Genomic DNA, 22,214 nt, shown 5'->3' on the forward strand with positions numbered 1-22,214 from the left:
TTTAGCGTTGCCATGCCGAACAAAGGAAAACTCTATCTCATCCCCGCACCGCTTGGCGAAGGGGCGGTACATACCCTGCCGCAGCACGTCATTGATATCCTGCACCGGTTGGATATCTTCATTGCCGAGCGTGCCAAGACCGCCCGCCGGTTTATCAAGGCTACCGATCCGGTAAAGCCGTTCAGCGAGCTGACTTTTTACGAAATCACCAAGCATACGCCCCCGGAGGACCGGCAGCGCTTCCTGGCCGATGCCGAACAGGGCAAAGACATCGGGCTCCTCTCCGAAGCCGGCTGCCCGGGCGTCGCTGACCCCGGCGCTATTGTCGTACAAACGGCACATCAGCGGGGCATTGAGGTGGTGCCCCTCGTTGGGCCATCATCTATTTTGCTGGGGCTGATGGCTTCCGGCATGAACGGTCAGAACTTTTGCTTCCACGGCTACCTGCCGCCCAAAAAGCCAGAGCTGCAAAAAGAACTCAAATTTCTGGAGCAGCGGGTGTTCAAGCATACACAGACGCAGATTTTCATTGAAACGCCCTACCGGAATATGAGCCTGATTGAAATGGCCATCAACACCCTTTCGCCCGATATGCTGTTTTGCATCGCGGCGGACCTTACCTTGCATACCGAGTATGTGCGCACCCTTACCATTGCGCAGTGGCGCAAGACAGAGGTGCCGGATTTGCACAAGCGGCCGGCCATTTTTTTGGTGGGGAAGTAGGGAACTATGACTTTTTTGATTTTGTATTATTTTAGAGATCTTGCGAACCTGTTCAACATTAATACAATGAAAGTACTACTGGACATTGACGATGATAAGGCCATACACCTTTTAGAAGTGCTAAAGGGACTTAACTATGTGCGTACCGAGCCCCTTAGCGAAGAGAAAGCATCACTTATCAGTGAGCTGAAAGCGGCTGTTTCAGAATTGAAAGATATTAGAGCCGGGAAAAAATCTGCTAACGTCGCCCAATCTTTCATAAATGAGCTATGATGTACTTACTATTTCTGTATTTGAGCGTCAGGCAAAAAAACTAGCTAAGAAGTACCCTTCTCTGAAAACAGACTTAACCCAATAAGTTAGCCTGCTAAGTGAAAAACCCCAAACGGGTACTTTAATCGCTGAGAATTGCTATAAAATCCGTGTGGCAATCAAATCTAAAGGCAAGGGCAAATCTGGTGGAGCCAGGGTCATCACTTTTGTAACAGTGCTGGATCAATCCGTATACCTCCTTGCCATTTACGACAAATCAGACAAAGCAAACATATCGGATAAAGAACTTGAGGAGTTACTGAGCTACATCGAAGATTAGCCCTCCATCAATCCACCAGCAACCGCTGCTTTTTCGGGTAGCGTACCGCGTACTTCAGCGTGCGCTCAGCCGTAGCACCTGCCGGGAGGTTGAAAGACCAGGTGACCGTCCTGGTTGCCTCATCAAGCTTACCGCCTTCATGCCCCAATTGGACCACCTTGATATCGTCATCTTTGGGTATGGGATACTGATCTTCTACCCGCAGTGACACCGGATAGCTATTGGTATTGCGGATAGTGGTTTTCCAGCTCCGCTCTACGGTTTTATTACTGCCCAGGAAGCTGGTGCTGGATTTGTCCCGAACACGCTCCCGCTTGACGATGATGTCTTCGTCCCGCCCAACAGACAACGAAATAGTGTCCTCAAATGCCCCCATATCAAGGTAAGTATCGCCCTGATAGGTGCCTTTGAAGAACAGATTGGCGTCTCCGTCGAGCAGGCTATACTGCGACCAGTCAGTGATTTCGGCAATGAGGTAAGCCTCTTTGGATAGTTTAGGCACAAGGGCGTAGTGATAATCTGCCGGGACTTCGTAGGTGGCCATGTGTACATCGTAGGGCTGATGGTCTGCCGGGATAGTATAAGGGAGTTCGATTTCGAATTCGGTGCTAGTAGCCCGTTGTTCGATAGCGATAGGGACGGGTGCAGGCTTTTCCGGTTTTGGGCGGGCTTTCTTACTCCTAACACCCGAAGCCATGCCCATAACCATCACCTCATCCAGCATCATGCCCTCCGAGCTTAGGCGCACGTTAACAGTGCTACCTCTTACCGCCACCTGCTGATTAGCATACCCGACATAGGAGACCAGCAGTGCAGACTGTCCGGCGGGCATTTCCAACTCAAAACGCCCTTCCATATCCGTCACTGCTCCGATAGTAGTCCCTTCAACCAGAACTGATGCCCCAATCAGGGGCTCTCCGGTTTCCTGGTCCAGAACAGTCCCGCTCACCCGCTGACTGCGGCCACGGTTCGCCACAGGCTGACGGGCAGGGGGTGCGTAGTAGTTGTTGAAGGTAAGGTAATAAGGGCTTAGCCCGGGTTTCACGTTGCTCACCGTAGGATTGCCGGTGGACAGGGTCAGGCGGGTATTCGGCCAGTCCTCCCCGGCATCCTGATACACTTTGGCTTTGTAATCCAGTGTCAGCGGTTGCTCCGTACCCTCTACCCGGATATTGTAGAAGGGGTCCCAGCCAGCTTTGGGCACCACATACTGAAGTTCCACTTCTGCCGGTATGGCTTTTGGGGCATTCACCACGACTTTGACGATGACTTCGGGATCAGCCTCTAATTTGGCGTTTAGCTCCAGCAGTTGATTGCCCAGTCGGACCATCTGCTTTTTATACCCGACCGATTGCTGCCGGATACGCTGTAGGTGCCCCTCAATATCCATTAACCGGGTACGGTACAATACGGCGGCGCGTTCCAGTTCATCCACCGATACGCCATCATTGCCGCCCAGCGATTGGTTTGTCAGGAGCAGGTCACGCTCGCGTACATAAACCTGTGACCGGTTGGACAATACCTGCAGGCTGTCTCTCAAGGCCAGTTGCTCCTCCTTTAAGACTACGGTCAGGCTATCTGAATCTTCTTCATTCAGGTAATTAATTTCCTGCGCAATTGAGACTACGGTGACGGACTGATCGATCTTCAACTGCAAACTTTCTTCCTGCAATTGGAAGGGTAACTTTTTGAATAACAACTGCGTCTCCCCTTCCGGCAAATCGACCGTAGCAGTGCGAGTGACCTGCGCTCCCTGCCGGTAGACGGTGACATGCTCAATTTTGGAATCAACGGTTAGTCCGGACTGAGCGTAGAGGGTGCTCAGTGCACAAAGCAGGATCAAGGAGAGAAAAATCGTTTTCATAGCGGTTAAAGTTTTAGGGGGTGAGTAAGCCTTTCACCCCCTAAAACTACGCTAATTATTTGGCGGCATCAACCTCATTCACGAAGTCAATCACACCTTTGAAGTAGTTATCGGCATCATCGTACATGGCCCAGTGGGCACCTTCCGGACAATAGTGGTAGGAGCCATTGGGCAACTTACCTGCCATCATCTCCATAAATTCGGGGTCCATGGTATCGTACTCCGCGCCTATAGAAAGTGTCGGCACGGTGATTTTAGCGAGGTCCTCTGTACGATCCCATTCCTTCAGGGTGGCATCACCCACCACACCAAACTCACTTGGCCCCTGCATCATGAGGTAAATGCCGTAGTTGATGTTGGTCAGTGCGCGGATGACGGGGTCAGGCCATTCCTCCAGGGGCATGCGCAGGACGTGCTTGGGGTAGTAATGCGTTTCCACCAATTCCAGATAGCGCTCATCGGTGTACTGACCAGCAGCCTCCAGCTCACGGATTTCTGCCAGGGCATCCGCAGGCAGGCCAGGTGCCAGTTCTTCCTCCGCGTACTTCACATATGCCGGGATCGAGGACATCATATTGGAAATGATCAGCCCCTTGAGGTTTTCCTGGTACTTCAGGGCATACTCAATGCCCAGGATACCGCCCCAGCTGTGCCCGAGGATGTAAAAGTTGTCTTTATTCAGCCCCAGTGCCTGGCGCACCTGCTCTACTTCCTCCACAAAGCGAGGGATATTCCACAGCGAGGTGTCTTCCGGCTGATCACTAAAATGAGAGCCCAACTGATCATAGTAGTAATACTCGATGCCCTCCTTAGGGAAATAGCTGTCAAAAACCTCAAAGTACTCGTGAGTAGCACCTGGCCCACCGTGCAGCAGGAGTACTTTCTTGGTGGGGTTATTACCTACCCGCTTGGTCCACACCTGGAAATCACCGGAGGGCGTATTGATGGTGATGCGCCTTACCCCACCGCTGTTTTTGTCTTCCATGCCTGAGTAGTCCAGGTATTCCTCATAGTTGATACCATCGGTTTCGGTGGATGCTTCAGCGGTTTCATTAGTGCTTGCCGGAGAGCAGCCAAATAGTAGGGCCAGCCCCAATAGCAGTGTTAAGTTTTTCATTTTGTCGTTTGTTTTGATTCGCAAATGATATAGGGAGTAAACAGGGAATAAAAGCGGATGTTTTACACCCCTTCGAATGGAAGGAACAAAAAAAAACAACTCCACAGGGTATCCTTTTCCCATGCGCCTAAATAAAAGAGCTGTACACTTTAACCTAACAATCTTAAATTCTTTAGTCATGATGAATCACCTGATCACCTTCGCCCGTTTGTTTCCAGTCCTTGTTTTTTGCCTGGCTATTAGCCTTATGACCTCCTGCGAAAAGGAGTCTTTCGCTCCCGCACCAACTTCTAATCTTGTTGAATACTCGGATCTTGCTGAAGCGGAATATGCCCCGAAGGACAAGGCCTATATACAAGCACCTGCCTTCACCTTTGAAATACAAAAGAACTACTGCACCCTTGAGGGCGTGAACCTCAATGTGATCATTGACCAGCCGGAAAATTACACGTTCAAGTGGGCTATCGACGGCAACCATGGTGGGCACAACAGTTATACTCCGGGCTGCGTCTGCGGCAATTCTGCAACGGTATTCATTACTCGTTTATCCGATGGTATGTCCCTGCGCCAGGCTATTGAGCTGCCGGATTGCGGTGTTGATTATGAATAATCTCCCTGTGTAACCCCAAACAAAAAATGCCCGGAAAGCAGCAACAACACTGCTTCCGGGCATTTTACTTTACAGGGGCCGCCTTACTTGGCTGGCGTAGCCGGCAAGTCATTTTCAGCTACACGCTCTTCCTTGTGCACACTACCAAAACCATGAATATTTTGGTGGATAAAGTCTTCAGGGAATTCCTCCACTCCCGGAAAGCCCAGGCGAATATCCCGCCCATTGAACGGGATGTAAGCAGTGCCAAAGATGTAATCCCAGCAAGCCAGTGAAATACCAAAGTTCACACCATACCGATGTTCTTCAGGAAGATCATAGGAATGGTGCCAGATATGCATTTCCGGACTGTTGAAGACTTTCTTCATAAATGGCCCAAGCGCAAATGCTCCCACGGCTATACTTGCAGCCACTGTACCCAACTGAGCAGCCAGGGATGGGTCCTGCAAAAGGTTGATATCAAATCCGCCAGTAGCAATGAGCAGCCCAATCAAAGCGCCCAATACACCACCAGTCACATAACCAGGGACCGTAATATTGGAGTGGTTATAGTGGCCGATAGCCAGCGTAAAAATGTGGATGATAAAGAAATCATACAGGCCAATTCCAAGCAGAGCCAGCGGGATGTATTCCAGTGACCGGTAGACCACATTTTCTACCCAGTGGTAACGCAGGTGAGCCGCAAACCCCATCTGCTGCACGGAGTGGTGTACTTTGTGGAACTCCCAGAGCGTATCACTGCGGTGCAACAAGCGGTGTACCCACCACTGCACGAAGTCACGTACCAAAAAGCCTACCAGCAGAATGAGCCACATCGCGGAGCCATTCAGCGGGTTATTGGCCTGCAGGTCAAAGCCTCCGGTAATGGCTTTAATACCGTTATTGAACAAATTGACGACCACATCCGAGGCCGCATTGTAGATGATGAGCGAAAACAGGAAGAAGTTGAAGAACATATAGAAGAAATCCAACCAGAAGTCCTTCCTGAATTTTGGTTGATCCTTGCGCCAGGGCGTCACCACTTCCAGTAAGAAGAAGAATGCCGACACAATGAGCAGCCAGTAAAAATAATTTTGCCACCCCGGGTGGGTGATCTCATACCACAGGTAGCTTGCATAGCCACTGTAGCCCTCAACGAATATATCCCAGTACTTCATGACGAAAAGTTAATTTTTAGTTTACAGATTACATTACAAATCAAGGATGTACCACTCGATAGCATCTATGTCCAAATTGGCACGCCGGCTCGCCTCTTCCGGAGCGTAATGGGCAGCCAGATAATCCAAAATGGTCTTTTCCTGGTCGCCCAGGTCCCACAGCCCCTGTGTTTCTTGCATCCATACAATCATATTTTTCCAGCCATCGCGTGTGGCTTTGTTTTGGGTCACCAACTTAGCAGAGTGGCATGCCGTACAGGTTCCCCGGACGACTTCCCAGCCTTCGGCTGCGATCAGCCCGGTCTCCAGGTGGATGCCGTTCTCGACCCGGTCCAGATCCGATTCTTTTTCCGCCATACGCTGCTGAACTGACTCTAAAGCCACCGGCTCAGGATGGCCAAACCAACCAACGAGGGATGGTTGGAACAGCGCAAAAAGGAATAAGCCGACGACCGCAAAGAAGATAGCTGACACCGTCTGCACAATAAGGCTTACAGTACCCAGCCACCGCTTTCGGTAGACCTGCTTCTGCTTTTCAGTTAAATGATCAGGTAATTGCAACATAATATCAGATTACTTTTACAGCGATTCTATGACAAGCGTTATTGAGGTAGCCTTTAGGGTTCCAGCCGGGCAAGATCATCGGCTGTGCCTTTCCCTTGCTATCTGTAGCCCTTGCCCATACCTCATAGTAGCCTTTTTCCGGGAAACTGACTTCTGCATTAAAATGCTGCCAGGCCAGCCGGTTGGCCGGTGCTTCCAGCTTTGCCGGTATCCAGGTGGATCCAAAATCTATGGAATATTCCATCTTCTCCACACTCAGCTCACCTGCCCAGGCATGCCCGCGGATAGGAAGCTTCTGGCTCAGCTTCAACGACGCCCCGGTTTTGGGGTAGGTGATGACCGATTTCACGGGCATACTCTCAATGATGCACATGTCTTCGTCTTTGACTTTGGTGCCAGGCGCTACTGGCTTACAAGGCACCCGGTAAGAAGGCGCTTCCATCTTTGGGCCATCGTGTACCTTATTGCGCACCAGGATCTTCGTGAGCCACTTACCTGAGGTCGAGGCCGGCCACCCCCCAAACATCAACCGCAGTGGGTGCCCGTTTTGGTAAGGGATATCCTGACCATTCATCGCCCAGGCAAGAATGCTCTCCTCCTGCATGGCTTTCTCCATAGGCACCCCGCGTGAAATCGGCTTCTTCTCCGGGTTACCGCTTACATGGCGGTCTTTGCCTTCGTAACCGATGTAGACGGCATCGCCTTTTATGCCTACATCGTTAAGGACATCTTTGAGCCGTACTCCTGTCCAGGATGCACAAGCCACAGCGCCTATCCCCCACTGATTACCCTTGGCAGGCGGGCTGAATTCAGCACGGCCATTGCCCCCGCATTCGAGGGTCAGTTCGTAGGTGTGGTGCTCAAACTTATCCTTGAGCTCCTGAATGGTATACGATTTTTTCTGGCGAACGGATTCCCCCTCTATCGTTAGTGTCCAGGTATTTACATCAATTTCTGACTCCTCCGGCGGAATACCGTTGTTCCGGATGAAAAACTTATCGGCAGGTGTCAACCTATCATCCAGCAAATGTGCCGGAGTTTCTACATTTAAGGGGCGGTCGTTCAGTACGATCAGGTCTGGGTGCTTACCTGGGATTTGGAACGGTGCATCTTCATGTGCCAACCCGGCAGGAATCATGCCCGCAGGGAAGTTTTTGCCGTATACCATCGGTGCGCCCAGCGCAGCTCCAATAGCCAAAAGGGCCCCTTTGCGCAGAAAACCACGGCGGGTTTCGGGGTCAGACTCCCGGCCCCAGAGCTTTCGGTCAGCTTCGATGGGGTCTTTTGCATAAAGCTCATGTAAGCCTACTTTATTCTTGCGATTTTTCATTGGTCAAACTGTATTAAATGACGGTAAAAAATAAACAGCGCAATTTTGGCACTTCAAAGGAAACTGTTCCGGTTATTTCCGTCAAACTACTCATGTTGAAAACCTTTTTCCGCTGGCTTATGAAAGTATTTACATTTATTCACAAGACAAAGCCTGAACGGAAATTCCTCTAAAATCCTGAGCGGACAAGTTGTACGCCCGGTTTGTAGCACCGGCAATTCTACTCCCCACCAGCTTTCAGCCCTGCTTCAAGCTCTGCCAGCCGCTTGCTGTGCTCTGCGTCTTCAATATCACGCTCTATAGCTACATTCTTCTGATTGACATAGTTATGGCTCCATTCAATCCAGGACCCATCATAGTTTTGGACATTTTCGAAGCCCAGAATTTCAGTCAGCACAAACGTCGTGTGTGCCGATCGGACACCAGATTGACAGTAAGCGATAATTTTCTTATCTGGTGTAATACCTGCCTTAGCAAAATTGTATTTCAAATCTCTGATCGATTTGAAACGGTGGTCTCCTTTGAGATCAACCGCATCAGACCAGTTCAGATGAACCGACCCGGGGATGCGGCCGTAAGTGAAAGCTCCTTTCTTATAAGGATAGCACACCCCTTTGCTTACATAAGGGACACCCTGATATTCCTCAGGCTCTCTTGTGTCCACCAGCACATAATTGGTATCACTCATAGCCGCCAGCACATCTTCTATGCTAGCCATCCGGGTATAGTCAGGTGCATTATTGAAGGCATAAAGTACCGGTTGTACCGTTGCCGCCTCAGTAGTCAGCTCAAAGCCGTCAGATTTCCAGGCCGCTTTTCCGCCGTTCATTACCGCCAGCTTTTCGTGGCCGTACATGTCCAGTATCCACAGGAAACGAATGGCATCTACGCTTCCTTTCGTATCATAAATCACGATGTAGTCATCAGCACTGATGCCGTTGCTGCCCAATAGCGCAGCCATTTCATCAGGTGAAGCCCGCATGCCACTGTATTCGTAGCCCTCTCCCTCGTAGTCCGGGCGCCAAAAGTTGACCGCGCCGGGCAGATGCCCTTTCTCAAAAGCATCCTTTTTGCTGATTTCTATGACTTTAAAGGCTTTGCCTTCGTCGTACATTTTCTTGACATCAGCGGTTTCCACGAGGTGCTTAGCTTTGACAGATGACCTTAGGGATTCATCTACCTGTTCTTCGGCAGCTACGGTTTCCTGCTGGGTTTCGGAATTGGCTTCTGATTGGCAGGAAAATACAAAAAAAGTAAGTGTTAAGCCTAATAAGAGCAGGCCCGAATGGTGTAAACGTGACAATTTCATGATAATCATTGGTTAAGGTTTAGAAAATGGCATGCAGTCCCAGGCCTAGCCAATTGCCCCGGCGTATTGCACCGATGCCCCCTTGGCTGAAGAATTGATTGACACGGGCACCATCGCCGGCAGCACCGGGGTCTCCATCGCGCCAGGTGTAGTGGAGCATAAGCTTGAGGTTACGGCGGTCCAGGTAAAAGTTTACACCTGCATCGTAGGTCTGCTCTGAACCGGAGAAAGAACCAACAGCAGAAGCATCTGCCTGTTCTTCAGCGGTTTCTCCTCCGTTAAATTGCATCACCATGAATACGGGCTCGAGCATGTATTTGCCAACAGTGATGTTGTAGCCTACACGTACGTGACCGGTATTGGAGGTATAGTCAAAAGCACGGGCTCCACCATCAAGCACAGAGCGCGTACCTGAACGCGTCATAAACATCCATTCCCCATCGAGGTTGAGCGGGCCCCAGTTCAACAGCATACCCGGGCCAAAGGCAATGGACTCTTCAAACAGGTCCGTCTGCCCCTGATAAGAAGCGTTGAAATCCAGCGAAACACCCTTACGCTTGTTGTAGAAGTTCGTTTCGTACCCAATCTTGTACTTCGTCAGTTCGGGGTCACCGAGGTAAAGTACAGCCCGCCCGGCAATCAATGGTGCAAACTCCTGCCCCACCGTTTGCCCCAGCGGGCTTGTAGTCAAGGGGTTGAAGACACCCAGGTTGTAATTGAGCCCGACCTTCTCTCCCTGAAACAACCCGCCGATGTTGAGCCCCGCAGCCCGGCCAGGGCCCGTGCCTACCAGGTGGCGGCGCAGGTAGTTTTGAGACATTGACTTCTCAAAAGAGTTGACCGACCAACCGGAAGTGATGCTCTCCCGCTGCATTTGCGGACGGAACCAGCCCCCGGTCAGCCAGGCCGATTGACTGCCTTTGCTAAGCTGATACTGGAAAAAACCATCCCAAACCCCAAAGTTGGGCTGAGCCGGATTAGTGCCTCCCACGCTCGCACTGAGCAGATCGCGCCCCGCCAGATCATAGAACATCGCCAGGGAGTACTTCAGGCGGGGATAAGGCTGCCCACTCATGATAAGGCGCGCCCGGCGTAAGTTGGTATTGAAACGGTCGTCAACCCCTTCGTAAATGCCGGTTTCAGCGTTGTATACTTCCTGATCCATCGTGTACAGCGTCCAAAGCTGTACCATCATTCGTATATTAAACTTAAAGTCTTCGTTTTTCTTAAGCCACATCTCCTTCAACGGGACGGGCTCTTCCGTTTCCTTTTTCTCCTGTGCCTGCAAAGACACCGAAGTGACAAGCAGCAACATTAGTACTAACCCAAAAGTTAAGCCTTTCATCAACTGAAATTTGGTTTTGGTTAATGTTCTGATTTACAAAAGTCTGCACAACATGCAGAAAAGTCTGTGCGCTAGCGCACACAAGAAGCAAAATTGGGCAAAATTGTAAGTAGGCTTTCGAGTTAATGCAGTATATCGGAATAAAGAGACGTTACTCTGTCGTGCTGACAAAGCTTCTCCCTTTTCCCCAGACCGGTCCAGAATTTAATGTCAAACATACAGCATATTCTCCAAATTTGTTCAATGAAATTCAAATTAATTAGCTTTTTATATCCCAGAATAGATTTTACACCAAAAAACCTACTTAACAGGTATGTATTACCGGAATAATATACTTTAAACCACAAAAGCTCCCCCGGTAATGCCCGGCGGAGCTTTTGCTGATAAGAGCTTTTTGGGAGTTTACCCTTTGGGCTGCTCTTGCCAAATTTCGTCCTGCTCTTCGGTCACGCAGCAAGGCTGTGTGATTCAAGAGTGCATCACGCCTAACTCAGAACGAAATTTTGCTGCGTTCGCTCCAAAAGCAAAATCCCAACAAGCTCTAAACCCTCTTAACCTATAGGATTTACATTAAAAGCAATGTTGTTACTTTTCCTCCCTTAGCTTCGCATAGTAATCGCGCTGTACTTTCAGGTCATCCGTTGATTTGAGTTTCTGGTGCTGCCAGGCGGTAGTTGGCTTTAATTCGATAGGCTGACCATTGTACAGCAGGCTCACCGGCATGTCAAAGCCATCCACCGTTTGCTCCCACCGGTAGTGCAGGCGGCCGTTCTTCCATTGATAAGCGAGCACAGGTATGCGTGTGTCGCGCAGGTACTGATCAAAAATCGGCTGCAGGTCAAGACCGGAGTGCTTGATCAGGTACTGCTCTATCTGTTGCGTGGTCACGGTTTGGTGGTAAAAATCTTTATTCAGCCCACGGAGGATATTCCTCCATTTTTCATCATCACCGATTAAGGTACGGATGGTATGCAACATGTTCGCGCCTTTGTAATACATATCAGAGGACCCGGCGTGGTTCACCCCGTAGTCCCCGATGACCGGGCGGTCATTCATAACGGCTTTCCGGGTACCGGTTACGTAGGCCGCACTCGCTTCTTTGCCGTAGTGGTAGTCGAGGTACAGGTTTTCTGAATAAGCTGTAAACCCTTCGTGCACCCACATATCGGCAATATCTTTGTAGGTGATATTATTGGCAAACCACTCGTGCCCTGCTTCGTGGATAATGATGAAATCGAATTTTTTGCCCCAGCCGGTGCCGCTCAGGTCCATGCCCAGGTAGCCATTCTGATACTTGTTTCCATACGTGACGGAGCTCTGATGCTCCATGCCCAGATAAGGGACTTCCACCAATTTGAACCCATCTTCGTAAAAGGGATAAGGCCCAAACCAATGCTCAAAGGCTTCCAGCATCATGGGCACCTGCTTAAACTGAGCTTTGGCTTTTTCCAGGTTGGCGCGCAATACGTAATAGCTGCAATCCAGTGGCCCCTGCTCACCCTGATACGTTTCTGACCAGTGCGCATAATCCCCGATGTTCACATTTACGCCATAGTTATTGATGGGGTTATCCACAAACCAGTGGTAAGTGTGGGTGCCGCCTTCGTTCGGTACTACCTTGCGTAACCTTCCATTAGAAACCTCTACCAGGGAGTCGGGCACGGTAACGCTGATCAACATGCTGTCCGGCTCATCGTACATATGGTCTTTACAGGGCCACCAAAGGCTCGCCCCTTCTCCCTGACAGGAAGTGGCTACAAAGGGATTGCCTTTGCCGTCTTCTTCCCAGCTCAGCCCGCCATCCCAGGGTGCCCGTACGGCTACTTTGGGGTGACCACCGTATCCGAGCTGCAGTTCGTACACTTGGCCCTGCTTCAGGTTTTCCGGCACTTGAATGTAGTACACGTTCCCGACCCTTTTATAGTCCAGGTTTTGCCCGTTTTGGGTGGCGCTGCGGAGTTCCATGGGTGGCTGCAGATCGATTTGCATGCGCGTGCCTGGGGCCAGCACCCGGTACTGCACGGTATTGTGCCCATTGATGGTGCGCTGTGCAGGGTCCACTTCAATATCGAGGTGGTAATAGGTCAGGTCCCACCAGGCTCTTTCGGGCGTTACGGACCCACGCAGGGTATCCTGCCGGTTAAATTGAGCAAACAGGGCAGCGGGCAAAAGCAAAAAAGCCATAATGCCAACGAGATTAGCGTAAAGAGCAATGCGGTTCATAGATCAAAAAGTTATAGTGTCACAGCAATGAAACGATGGCAATCAGGTAAAAATTGGGCTTATAAAAAGGGGTTATGCTGCTTTTCGTACCCAATGTTCGTCTCCGGCCCGTGCCCCGGGTACACGGTCACGTCATCACCGAGGGGGAAGAGCTCGTTCTGAATACTCCGGATCAGGGTATCGAAGTCTCCGCCGGGCAGGTCGGTACGGCCGATGCTCCCCATAAAAAGCACATCGCCGGCAATCAGGAAACGGTTGGCCTCACAGAAAAAAGAAAGGCTTGCCGGCGAATGACCGGGCGTGAACAAGGCTTTCAGTGTGGTATTCCCGAAAGTAATTGTTGCACCGGGCTCGATGAACTTGCCCGGCGTACCGGCGAAACTGCCCGAGGGCATTGGCAGGCCAAACATAGCAGCCGACTGTGGCGCGGCTTTTAAAACCGGGACTTCCCCTTCGTGCAGCTCCAACTCCAGCCCATAGGTATCCATCACAAATTGATTGCCTAAGACGTGGTCGATATGACAGTGGGTATTGATGAGGCGGACGGGGGTCAGCTCATGCTTTTCAATCATCGCCTTCAAAGCGGCTTTCTCCTCGCCTGCATAGCAGCCAGGGTCAAAGATGACACACTCGCCGGTTTCATCATAGACGATGTAGGTATTCTCCTGAAAAGGGTTGAAGGTCCGTTTAAGTACTTCCGCCATTTTTTTCAGGCAAGTTAATTAAAATTGCCCGGCATCAGTGAAAACAGAAAAAATACCAATCATTCTCTGAGCATCGGCCCGGGGCACAAAAGAAAGTTTGTCTTTTTCCGTTCTCAATAGAACGATAAAGTAACCCGTATAGCAAAATTACTACCCTTAAATATAAACTGATGCCCCGGTATGACTGTCTTATAAGGGCGTACTTTTTACTGAAACTACTGCTAAGGCTCCGCCCAATGCGCCCAAATATATTCATCCATATGAGATTGCACTTACTTTCACTGCTTTGTCTTCTCTTGCCAGCCGCCGTTGTTACCGCTCAGGGTATACAGGTGGAGTTTGGTAAGAACCGTGTACAGTACCACGATGGTTTTGACGAATGGTCGCAGTACGAAAGTGATAATTTCATCACCTACTGGTACGGCGAGGGCCGCTACATCGGGCAGGCGGTCGTACAACTGGCGGAATACGACTTCCAGGAAATTCAAAACGTGCTTGAGCACCGGATCAATGAGAAGATACAGATCATCGTATATACAGACCTGACGGATGTCAAGCAGAGCAATATCGGTAGCGAAGACACCTTCATGAACACGGCCGGGCAGACTAAGATTGTGGGCAATAAGGTCTTTGTTTACTTCGACGGCAACCACCGGAACCTGCGCAAACAGGTCCGCGAGGGCATTGCAAGCGTATACCTGAACGCTATGCTCTTTGGCTCCAATATCCAGGAGATTGTTCAGAACGCCGTGATGATGAATCTCCCGGTCTGGTTTAAAGAAGGGCTGGTCGGCTACGTAGGCGAGCGTTGGAATGCCGACCTGGACAATCAGCTGCGCGACTACATCCTATCCGATGAATTTGAGGGTTTCGAGCTGCTCGCCGAACGCGACCCCAAACTTGCCGGGCATTCGCTTTGGCACTTTATTAGCCAGCAGTATGGCAAATCACAGGTTTCCAATCTGCTTTACCTGACCCGGATCAACCGGAGTATTGAAAATGGTTTCCTGTATGTCCTGGGCATGCCTTACGAGCGGGTTGGCTTAGACTGGGCGGTCTTCTACAAAAACCGCTACTCCGTGGAAGAGCAGCGCCGGGATACGCTGCCTATGGCCTCGCTACCGATCAAAAACAAGCGCAACCTGCCCGTGACCCGGGTAAAAATCAGCCCGGATGGCCTACAGATAGCTTATATCATTAACGAAATTGGCAAACACCACATTTACCTCTACGATATTGCCAAGGGAAGCTCCGAACGGATTTTCAAAGGTGGCTTCCGCAATGCCTTCCAGGCCACAGACTACAACTACCCCATCGTTGACTGGAACCCCAACGGACAGGAACTGGCCATCTTATACGAAAAACGGGACGTCGCCTACCTGCGCATTTACAATACCCGGACCGGAAAGCACAAAGAAGAAACGCTATCGTCTGAATATCAGCGGGTGTACAGCATGTCTTACGTCAACCCGATCACCTTGGTGTTATCAGCTACGGTGCGGGGGCATTCTGATATTTTCCTCTACTATACCAACACCCGGCAGACGCAGCGCATCACCGATGACTTCTGGGACGACCTTGACGCCACTTACGTGGAAATCGACAACCGCCGCGGTATCATCTTTGCCTCCAACCGGCAGGATACGCTCCTGGAGCGGGAGAAACTTGACAGCATTCTGCCTATCGACGACTTCGACCTGTTTTACTACGATCTGGAAGACCGCTCTGAGGAGCTCGTCCGCATCACCAATACCCCCTATGCCAATGAGCGGGAGCCCATGGCTGTAGATACCACCTGGTTTTCCTATCTGAGTGATGAATCTGGTATTTACAACCGAAAATCGGGCTATCTGGAGGAGTACATTCATCACTATGATCAGATTATCTTACTGGACGATGGCTCTGAGATCCGCCTGCACGTTGACTCAATGATGAACGCCCTGGACAGCACGCTAATTGATACCATTACTATAGAGCCGGTCGTTAAGAAACGGGCGGTCACTCAGCCCAATACGAACTACCACCGCAGCATTCTGCGCCAAAACAGTGCCAAAAGGACTAACCGGGCAGCACAGCTCGTTCTGGAAAACGGGCAGCACCAAATCTATCTTTTCCAACCTGACCCGGAAGAGGCCATCAGTAGAACCAGTGCAACGGGTTTTCAGCAACAGCGGACAGCAGAAGTAGAAAAGACGATTGTTGTTCAGTCCCAAAAACGAAAGCCCTCTTCATCCACTATTGAGCCCCCAACGATGTCTGTACTGAAAGAAGCGGACCAGGTAAGGGTGGATACGGTCAGGGTGAATGAAAGTCAGCGGGATACAGGCAAAGTGGATATTGACAACTATCTTTTCCAAAGTGAATTTGATGATGAAGAAAGTGAGCCAACGGTCATCATCGTCGAAGAGTCCAGCGACCAGAACGAGCCGGAGCAGGTCCGCATTATTACTGGCAACCGTCAGTTATCAGATGTGATCAACCGCCCCGGGCTGCGCACAAAGAAGCCCTACGAGTTCCGGTCTTCCAAAATCATTCCCTACCGCCTGGAATTCAGGACCGATTATGTGACGACACAACTGGATAACAGCCTGTTATTTGATGGGCTGAACAGCTTTGCGGCCAACCCCGATGGGTTCAACCTGCCTAACCCTGGCATTTTGCTCAAGGCAAATTTCAAAGACCTGTTTGAGGATTATGAATTTGAAGGGGGCGTGCGCGTACCTACGACCTTTAACGGGACGGAATACTTTGTCATTTTCAAAGACAAAAAGCGCCGGCTTGACCGGCAGTATGCCATGTACCGGCGCAATCAGCAGTTCTCCTCAGAGAGCCTATCATTTGTACCCAGCCGGCGGGAGGTGAACATCCTGCTTGGGCAGTACGCTGTACGCTATCCACTTGATATCTTCCGGAGCCTTCGGGCAACGGGCACTCTGCGCCGCGACCGGGTTACGCAACTGGCTACCGAGCGCAGCTCCCTGGAAGTCCCTACGCAAAGTGAAGAACGGGCCGGCCTTAAGCTGGAATACGTATTTGACAATACGCTGGACGTAGCCCTTAACATCAAGAATGGCTCCCGCTATAAGATTTTTGTAGAAGGGGTAAAGACCTTCGATCTGCAATTTACAGATGGTGCCTCTCTGGACTTTGCCCGGGGCGCTATGGGCATCGTCGGCTTTGATGCCCGGCACTATCAGCGGTTTCTCAAGCATTCTGTCATTGCGCTGCGGGCTGCTGGGGCCACTTCCTTTGGTTCAGAGCGCATGATTTACTTCCTCGGTGGTGTTGACAACTGGCTGTTCAACAGCTTCAACAACGAGATTCCTATCCCGGCAGCAGGCGATGATATCGCCTTTCAGGCACTGGCGACCAATATGCGCGGCTTTGACCTGAACATCCGGAATGGCAGCTCCTATTTGCTATCGAATATTGAGCTTCGGATGCCTATCTTCAAGTACTTCTCCAACCGGGTACGCTCCCAGTTCTTCCGCAACTTCCAACTTGTCGGCTTCTTTGATGTCGGCACCGCCTGGGAAGGCAGTAACCCCTACAGCGAAGAAAACCCGCTCAACACCTCCGTCGTTGAAAACAGCGGGCTGGTTTCTGTTAAGGTCAATTACTTCAGGGACCCCATCGTGGCCGGGTATGGAGGCGGTGTTCGGGCGATGTTGTTCGGCTACTTTGTCCGCCTTGATTACGCCTGGGGGATTGAGACCCGTAAAGTGCAGGACCCGATGTTCTACCTTTCTATAGGTACAGATTTTTAGAGCGTGTTGGGACTTTTGTCTTCTAGCCGAAAACTAACCATTTTTTGGTTAGACGACCTGCCTGCCAAACGGGTTTGCCAGGCAGGCAGGGGTACGAAAACCGAAGCTTAGCCTGAGCTCATTGACTAAAAAAGGCATCCCGGTTCTACAGGGATGGGAAGAGGCAGCGCTGTTTTAAACCTGTAATGATCCCCGACGCATCAAGTCTAATATTCATAAAAATGCTTCGCCGTTTGCTAAACACTTCCGGAAAATATAACGAAGCCTCATATGAAGAGGTTTATCCACTGCTGCTCTGTATCCACATCCCCAAAACAGCGGGGAGGACTTTCCGTCAAGCCCTGAAAGAACAGTACGGAGAAGACCGTATTCTAACCCTCGATTTTCAATACCTGAAAAAACGTAAGGAAACTCTTGCTGACTATCCGGTAAACCAATACCCGGTTGTGCACGGGCATCTGCATTACGAGCAATTGTTGCCCTACAAGATGGCAGATACCCAATGGATTACCTGGCTTCGCCACCCGGTAGACCGGGTGCTCTCCAACTACTACTTCTATTGCACAAATGGCTACGTAACCCGCAAGAGGCAAGACCCGGACCTGCAGCTCATGTCTCTGGAAGAGTATATTCACCGCCCGAGGAAGCGCAATGTCATGACTCGCTTCATGGGGGAACTCAAACCAAGTGAGTGTCTCTTTATTGGGCTGCAGGAGCACTACCCCGATGATCTCCGGACCCTTGCTCAAAAATTAGGCTGGCAGCTCCCCGAAGACCACTACCGGATGCGCATCAATGTCAACACCGCTAAACCTAACCTGCGGACATCCACACCGGAAAGCCTGAAGAACGAAATCGCACGGCTCAACACTAAGGATATGGCCCTGTACGAAGAGGCTGTGATGTTGCGGTCAAAAGGGTACTGGCAGTAGCTCCGGTTTGGATTTCCTCAGGGAGCCGGCTTGATCTCTGATTTTTTTTGGTTTTATTTGTGATCGTAAAACCTTACTGCCTTGCTCAGTTCTCTATCCATACGTGACTATACCAGACTATTAAAGCGTAAGTGGTATGCCGCCACGGGGCGCCCCTACCCTTATCTGCTATCGATACACATTCCTAAAACGGCGGGACGGACTTTCCGGGAAATTCTGAGAGCTCAATACGGGCATGAAGGGGTCTTATCTCTCGACCACCACTATCTGAAACAGCGCAATGAACAGTTAGAAGATTACCCGACAAGCCATTATCCGGTCATACATGGGCACTTGCCCTATCAGCAAATAGCGCGTGTCGGGCTGCCTTCTTCCCAGTATCTCACCTGGCTGCGCCACCCGGTAGACCGGGTCATTTCCAATTACTATTTCTACCGGACCTCTGAGTATCCCGACTTAAAGAAAAAGGACCCCACTAAACAACTGACTCCTTTTAAAAGGTTTATACGGCGGGAACACCGGAGAAACGTTATGTCCCGCTATTTGGAAGGCATAGCGTTGGAGGACCTCTTTTTTGTTGGCTTCCAGGAGCACTTCAACAAAGATGTGGTTAAACTAGGGAAAAAGCTGGGCTGGCAACTTGCCCCTGAGCACCTTGAACTCCGCATCAACGACAACCAAAAGGCTAAACAGGCTTTGCCTGCCCCCACTGAGGAGTTGATCTCAAAAATCTGTGCGTATAATGATAAAGACCTAACCCTTTACGAGAAAGCCAGGCAGCTCGCTGATCAGGGGCATTGGGACTGAGAGGAATCTCAGGAGGCTTCACCTAAGGCTTTTACACTGAGTACTTTCCAACCTCAGAAAAAACAACACACTGCCTGTTGAGAAGACCGCAGCGGAGAAACAAAGCCGCCCCACCGCATTGAATCCAGCTGATGCTGGGTGGTACAATCAGGCTAAAATCTAAAAAACCAAGCTGCCGGAAATACAAAACGGCTGCTCCCCTGAATAAGAGGACAGCAGCCGTTGCTACCCCGTACAATCACAGGGTGTTTATGCTTTAGAGCATGTTTGGAGCGGTTTCATCATAAAAATCAAGGATTTATGGCTCTGGCAAAGTCACTAAATTTGAGTTTAGCGGGCTAAATGAAAATTTAGTGAGGAAGTCAGAGCTTGCCCCGCATTTCTGCGGGGTTCATAAAGTGTTGATTTGCAATAGCAACGAGCTCCAAACATGCTCTTAATCACGGTCTTAAACCGTTGCAACTCTAATCTTATCTTTAATGGACTGAATAAGCGCGGGGGAAGGTTTTCGGCGGTGGATTTTGCTCTTGATAAACTCCCGGAAGGATTTTTCCTGACTAAGGACTTTCAGGTAGGCGGGATTGGCTTTGATTTCAATCAGCAGTTCTCGTTCATCGCTTTCACTGAGTTCGTTGTCTAGATACATCGTGACTTTCCTGACGAGTTCCTGATAATTCTGATCTCTCATTGTGATACGTTTTTTACTGTTCGGTAGTCCGCCCGGCTAACGTCAAACAGAAGCATCGCCAAGGCTGTACCGTAGAACCACTCGTACTCACAGGGTGTGAATATTGAAGGGTATCTGGCAAGAAGTGTAGTTTAATAAGGCGTTGCATCTCTTTGCGTTTAGCGGTAGCCGGCAACGAAGCCTGAGGTGGGACATCCACCTGTCGAAGGCTTCGTTGGCGGGCTACTTTGAGTAGTAGGTTAACGAATTATTTGCGTTTGTCTTTGTAGCCCAAAGACTGCGCATAAGTTTGCAATTGCTCTTTGAGCATATTTCTGGCCCGGTGCAAACGGGAGCGCACCGTTCCGATTGGAATATCTACAATCTTGGAAATTTCTTCATACGTGAAGCCTTCTACATCGCAAAGTAGAATCACAACACGGAAATCAACCGGCAGGGCATTAATCGCGTTGGTGACCTCATCGCCCATCATCCCCTGAAACATCTCTTCCCGCAAGTCATGATAGCTGGTCAGGCTCGAGTCTTCCTCATCGTGGTAATTGATGATTTCCTCGTAGTCTACCTGAGTAGGCTGCTTGCTCTTTTTCCGGTATTGATTGATGAAGGCGTTCTTGAGGATTCTAAACAGCCACGCCTTGGCATTGGTGCCAGCGTTGTAGCTATCAATAAAACGATAAGCTTTCAGGTAGGTCTCCTGCACCAAATCGTTAGCGTCCTCCTCGTTATAGGTCAGGTGGTACGCGAAGGTGTACAAGGCATCAATCTGGGGCAGGAATTCTTCCTCGAAAACGTTGCTATTCGAACTGCTCATCGTTGTTATTTCCTTCGTCTGTACCATAAAGATAGTATTTTTTACAATCAGCAGGGAGTTGGAAATCGTACATAGCCTATTTTTTTGTGCCCCAAAATAAGCTTCAACAGCCCTATTTCTGTCGATTTTTGTACTACACAACACCATTAACTGAAATCAGAAAAAAAAAGTTTCCTGCCTTAAAAAAAACTAAGAGCATCCCTGACAGCTTTACGCCCTCCCTACCATAAACCGCCAGTCAGCGGGAACCATTTACAGAAGCTATTGTTTCACCTCGAAATTTAAGACCCGATTAAAGAATGGCTTCAGCATTTGGCTTATGAGCTTTTGCGCCAATACGGCGTCAAAAATCTTTGTATCTGCGGCTTATGCCCCGGCTCCTTGATGCACTGCATCATTCATATCCGCCTGTGTGCACGCAGTTTAAGTCAAGTTGCTGCCCGGCCCGGGCAAGAGACCTGTGTTCCACCAAACCCCATACTTTTTCTTTCATCGTTCCTGATCGGGCACCACCGTTTGTCAATCCGGTGCTAATTTTTGCTGGACAAAACCACGATTTTTATGACCTTTACGAGCAAACCATTAGATGTGGATACATTATCACCCCAACAAGACCCTACGGCTTCCTCCCGGAAGCGCGATCATATTGAGCTGGCGTTCCGTTCTCAAATTGAAAGCGGTACACTGGACCAGCGCTTCTACTATGAGCCGTTGCTTTCGGGGCACCCTGAGCGGGGCAGCCTCAAAAGCTTTCTTTTCCTGGGCAAGACGATGCGCGCACCGGTATGGGTCTCCAGTATGACCGGAGGTACGGAATGGGCGAATACCATCAACCACAATCTGGCCCGGGCTTGCAAGGAGTTTGGGATGGGTATGGGGCTGGGCTCCTGCCGCCCTTTGCTCTACAGCAACGATAGCCTTCCGGACTTTGATGTCCGTAAGGAAATCGGCGATGATTTGCCTTTATTCGCCAACCTGGGTGTTGCACAGATCGAAGAGTTAATAGATCAGGGGGAACTCTACCGGGTGCAGGAACTAATAGACAAGCTACAGGCAGATGGCCTCATCGTGCACGTCAACCCTATGCAGGAGTGGCTCCAACCGGAAGGCGACCGTTTTGTGCGCACCCCATTGCAGGTGATCGAAACCGTGCTCGACAAACTGGACTTGCCGGTAATTGTGAAGGAAGTCGGCCAGGGCATGGGCCCCGAAAGCCTCCGGGCTTTGATGCAACTGCCACTGGCCGCTATAGATTTCGCGGCTAATGGCGGCACCAACTTCGCCCGCCTGGAAATGCTCCGGGGCGACGAAGGCAAAGCAGCCATCTACGAGCAGTTAGCCTACGTTGGCCATAGCGCTACCGAGATGACGATGGTCACCAACGCGCTCCTGCAGGAACTTGGGGATAAAGCCCTTTGCCGGCAGTTTATCATTTCTGGTGGTGTAGGTACCTTTTTAGATGGGTACTACCTGACCCAAAAACTCAAGGCGCCGTCCATCTACGGGCAAGCTTCCAGCTTTCTGCAACACGCACGCGGCAGCTATGACGAATTGCAGGCTTATGTTGCTGCTCAGATCGAAGGGCTGGAACTGGCCAATGCGTTTCTTCAGGTCCGGTAAAAACATTTCAACAACACACAGTAACGAGACAACGTGGTGCCCGGCACCGAC

18 protein-coding genes and 1 pseudogene are annotated in these 22,214 nt (G+C 50.3%); 8 read left to right on the plus strand and 11 right to left on the minus strand.

Annotated elements, in window-relative coordinates; all coding sequences use genetic code 11:
- The first annotated feature begins 12 nt into the window (after window positions 1–12).
- The 3 genes and pseudogenes from RIC19_RS08075 (at window position 13) to RIC19_RS08085 (ending at window position 1,315) form a co-directional block, all read left to right on the plus strand.
- Window positions 13–723, plus strand: a complete 711-nt coding sequence (locus tag RIC19_RS08075) for an SAM-dependent methyltransferase (protein WP_350177796.1) — start codon at window positions 13–15, stop codon at window positions 721–723.
- Between the two features lie 66 nt (window positions 724–789).
- Window positions 790–996, plus strand: a complete 207-nt coding sequence (locus tag RIC19_RS08080; protein ID WP_044216022.1) for a hypothetical protein — start codon at window positions 790–792, stop codon at window positions 994–996.
- A pseudogene (locus RIC19_RS08085) lies at window positions 986–1,315 on the plus strand (type II toxin-antitoxin system RelE/ParE family toxin). Before RIC19_RS08080 ends, RIC19_RS08085 begins: the two are co-directional and overlap by 11 nt.
- A 7-nt stretch (window positions 1,316–1,322) precedes the next feature.
- Here RIC19_RS08085 and RIC19_RS08090 read toward each other — a convergent pair.
- Window positions 1,323–3,179, minus strand: a complete 1,857-nt coding sequence (locus tag RIC19_RS08090) for a mucoidy inhibitor MuiA family protein (protein ID WP_350177797.1) — start codon at window positions 3,177–3,179, stop codon at window positions 1,323–1,325.
- Between the two features lie 55 nt (window positions 3,180–3,234).
- Window positions 3,235–4,296: a proline iminopeptidase-family hydrolase gene (locus tag RIC19_RS08095; protein ID WP_350177798.1), complete on the minus strand. Its 1,062-nt coding sequence runs from the start codon at window positions 4,294–4,296 to the stop codon at window positions 3,235–3,237.
- A gap of 178 nt (window positions 4,297–4,474) precedes the next feature.
- Here RIC19_RS08095 and RIC19_RS08100 point away from each other — a divergent pair, with 178 nt between their 5' ends.
- Entirely contained in the window at window positions 4,475–4,906 is a 432-nt protein-coding gene (locus RIC19_RS08100; protein ID WP_350177799.1) for a hypothetical protein, read from the plus strand.
- 83 nt (window positions 4,907–4,989) lie between these two features.
- Here RIC19_RS08100 and RIC19_RS08105 read toward each other — a convergent pair whose 3' ends face one another.
- From RIC19_RS08105 to RIC19_RS08135, 7 genes are all read right to left on the minus strand, one after another.
- On the minus strand, window positions 4,990–6,063 hold the full coding sequence (locus tag RIC19_RS08105) for a sterol desaturase family protein (protein WP_350177800.1): 1,074 nt from the start codon (window positions 6,061–6,063) through the stop codon (window positions 4,990–4,992).
- A gap of 33 nt (window positions 6,064–6,096) precedes the next feature.
- A complete protein-coding gene (locus tag RIC19_RS08110) occupies window positions 6,097–6,627 on the minus strand; it encodes a hypothetical protein (protein ID WP_350177801.1) in 531 nt (176 codons plus the stop codon).
- 4 nt (window positions 6,628–6,631) lie between these two features.
- On the minus strand, window positions 6,632–7,957 hold the full coding sequence (locus RIC19_RS08115) for a sulfite oxidase (RefSeq protein ID WP_350177802.1): 1,326 nt from the start codon (window positions 7,955–7,957) through the stop codon (window positions 6,632–6,634).
- Between the two features lie 220 nt (window positions 7,958–8,177).
- Complete coding sequence (locus RIC19_RS08120) at window positions 8,178–9,275, minus strand: sulfurtransferase (RefSeq protein WP_350177803.1); 1,098 nt, start codon at window positions 9,273–9,275, stop codon at window positions 8,178–8,180.
- A 10-nt stretch (window positions 9,276–9,285) separates the two neighbouring features.
- Entirely contained in the window at window positions 9,286–10,611 is a 1,326-nt protein-coding gene (locus RIC19_RS08125) for a porin (RefSeq protein WP_350177804.1), read from the minus strand.
- 585 nt (window positions 10,612–11,196) lie between these two features.
- The gene (locus RIC19_RS08130) at window positions 11,197–12,834 is read right to left on the minus strand and encodes a M1 family metallopeptidase (protein WP_502930828.1); all 1,638 of its coding nucleotides are present in this window, start codon (window positions 12,832–12,834) and stop codon (window positions 11,197–11,199) included.
- Between the two features lie 59 nt (window positions 12,835–12,893).
- Entirely contained in the window at window positions 12,894–13,538 is a 645-nt protein-coding gene (locus RIC19_RS08135; protein WP_350177805.1) for an MBL fold metallo-hydrolase, read from the minus strand.
- Between the two features lie 260 nt (window positions 13,539–13,798).
- Here RIC19_RS08135 and RIC19_RS08140 point away from each other — a divergent pair, with 260 nt between their 5' ends.
- From RIC19_RS08140 to RIC19_RS08150, 3 genes are all read left to right on the plus strand, one after another.
- Window positions 13,799–17,305 (plus strand): hypothetical protein, encoded by a 3,507-nt coding sequence (locus RIC19_RS08140; RefSeq protein ID WP_350177806.1) that lies wholly within the window; start codon window positions 13,799–13,801, stop codon window positions 17,303–17,305.
- A 233-nt stretch (window positions 17,306–17,538) separates the two neighbouring features.
- Window positions 17,539–18,237, plus strand: coding sequence for a sulfotransferase family 2 domain-containing protein (locus tag RIC19_RS08145; protein WP_350177807.1), 699 nt, complete (start codon window positions 17,539–17,541; stop codon window positions 18,235–18,237).
- A gap of 81 nt (window positions 18,238–18,318) precedes the next feature.
- On the plus strand, window positions 18,319–19,044 hold the full coding sequence (locus RIC19_RS08150) for a sulfotransferase family 2 domain-containing protein (RefSeq protein ID WP_350177808.1): 726 nt from the start codon (window positions 18,319–18,321) through the stop codon (window positions 19,042–19,044).
- Between the two features lie 448 nt (window positions 19,045–19,492).
- Here the strand turns inward: RIC19_RS08150 and RIC19_RS08155 are convergent, their stop codons facing one another.
- Window positions 19,493–19,732 (minus strand): hypothetical protein, encoded by a 240-nt coding sequence (locus RIC19_RS08155; protein ID WP_350177809.1) that lies wholly within the window; start codon window positions 19,730–19,732, stop codon window positions 19,493–19,495.
- Between the two features lie 247 nt (window positions 19,733–19,979).
- Window positions 19,980–20,570 (minus strand): sigma-70 family RNA polymerase sigma factor, encoded by a 591-nt coding sequence (locus RIC19_RS08160; protein ID WP_350177810.1) that lies wholly within the window; start codon window positions 20,568–20,570, stop codon window positions 19,980–19,982.
- Between the two features lie 534 nt (window positions 20,571–21,104).
- Between RIC19_RS08160 and RIC19_RS08165 the strand changes: the two genes are divergently transcribed.
- A complete protein-coding gene (locus RIC19_RS08165) occupies window positions 21,105–22,163 on the plus strand; it encodes a beta/alpha barrel domain-containing protein (RefSeq protein ID WP_350177811.1) in 1,059 nt (352 codons plus the stop codon).
- Window positions 22,164–22,214: the final 51 nt, after the last annotated feature.

This window comes from Phaeodactylibacter sp. (assembly GCF_040219495.1).
Classification (GTDB): domain Bacteria; phylum Bacteroidota; class Bacteroidia; order Chitinophagales; family Saprospiraceae; genus Phaeodactylibacter.

Bases quoted from the DNA above. Each gene is read 5' to 3' on its own strand.
- RIC19_RS08075 (WP_350177796.1), top strand. From the start codon at position 13: ATGCCGAACAAAGGAAAACTCTATCTCATCCCCGCACCGCTTGGCGAA.
- RIC19_RS08080 (WP_044216022.1), top strand. From the start codon at position 790: ATGAAAGTACTACTGGACATTGACGATGATAAGGCCATACACCTTTTA.
- RIC19_RS08090 (WP_350177797.1), bottom strand. From the start codon at position 3,179: ATGAAAACGATTTTTCTCTCCTTGATCCTGCTTTGTGCACTGAGCACC.
- RIC19_RS08095 (WP_350177798.1), bottom strand. From the start codon at position 4,296: ATGAAAAACTTAACACTGCTATTGGGGCTGGCCCTACTATTTGGCTGC.
- RIC19_RS08100 (WP_350177799.1), top strand. From the start codon at position 4,475: ATGATGAATCACCTGATCACCTTCGCCCGTTTGTTTCCAGTCCTTGTT.
- RIC19_RS08105 (WP_350177800.1), bottom strand. From the start codon at position 6,063: ATGAAGTACTGGGATATATTCGTTGAGGGCTACAGTGGCTATGCAAGC.
- RIC19_RS08110 (WP_350177801.1), bottom strand. From the start codon at position 6,627: ATGTTGCAATTACCTGATCATTTAACTGAAAAGCAGAAGCAGGTCTAC.
- RIC19_RS08115 (WP_350177802.1), bottom strand. From the start codon at position 7,957: ATGAAAAATCGCAAGAATAAAGTAGGCTTACATGAGCTTTATGCAAAA.
- RIC19_RS08120 (WP_350177803.1), bottom strand. From the start codon at position 9,275: ATGATTATCATGAAATTGTCACGTTTACACCATTCGGGCCTGCTCTTA.
- RIC19_RS08125 (WP_350177804.1), bottom strand. From the start codon at position 10,611: ATGAAAGGCTTAACTTTTGGGTTAGTACTAATGTTGCTGCTTGTCACT.
- RIC19_RS08130 (WP_502930828.1), bottom strand. From the start codon at position 12,834: ATGAACCGCATTGCTCTTTACGCTAATCTCGTTGGCATTATGGCTTTT.
- RIC19_RS08135 (WP_350177805.1), bottom strand. From the start codon at position 13,538: ATGGCGGAAGTACTTAAACGGACCTTCAACCCTTTTCAGGAGAATACC.
- RIC19_RS08140 (WP_350177806.1), top strand. From the start codon at position 13,799: ATGAGATTGCACTTACTTTCACTGCTTTGTCTTCTCTTGCCAGCCGCC.
- RIC19_RS08155 (WP_350177809.1), bottom strand. From the start codon at position 19,732: ATGAGAGATCAGAATTATCAGGAACTCGTCAGGAAAGTCACGATGTAT.
- RIC19_RS08160 (WP_350177810.1), bottom strand. From the start codon at position 20,570: ATGGTACAGACGAAGGAAATAACAACGATGAGCAGTTCGAATAGCAAC.
- RIC19_RS08165 (WP_350177811.1), top strand. From the start codon at position 21,105: ATGACCTTTACGAGCAAACCATTAGATGTGGATACATTATCACCCCAA.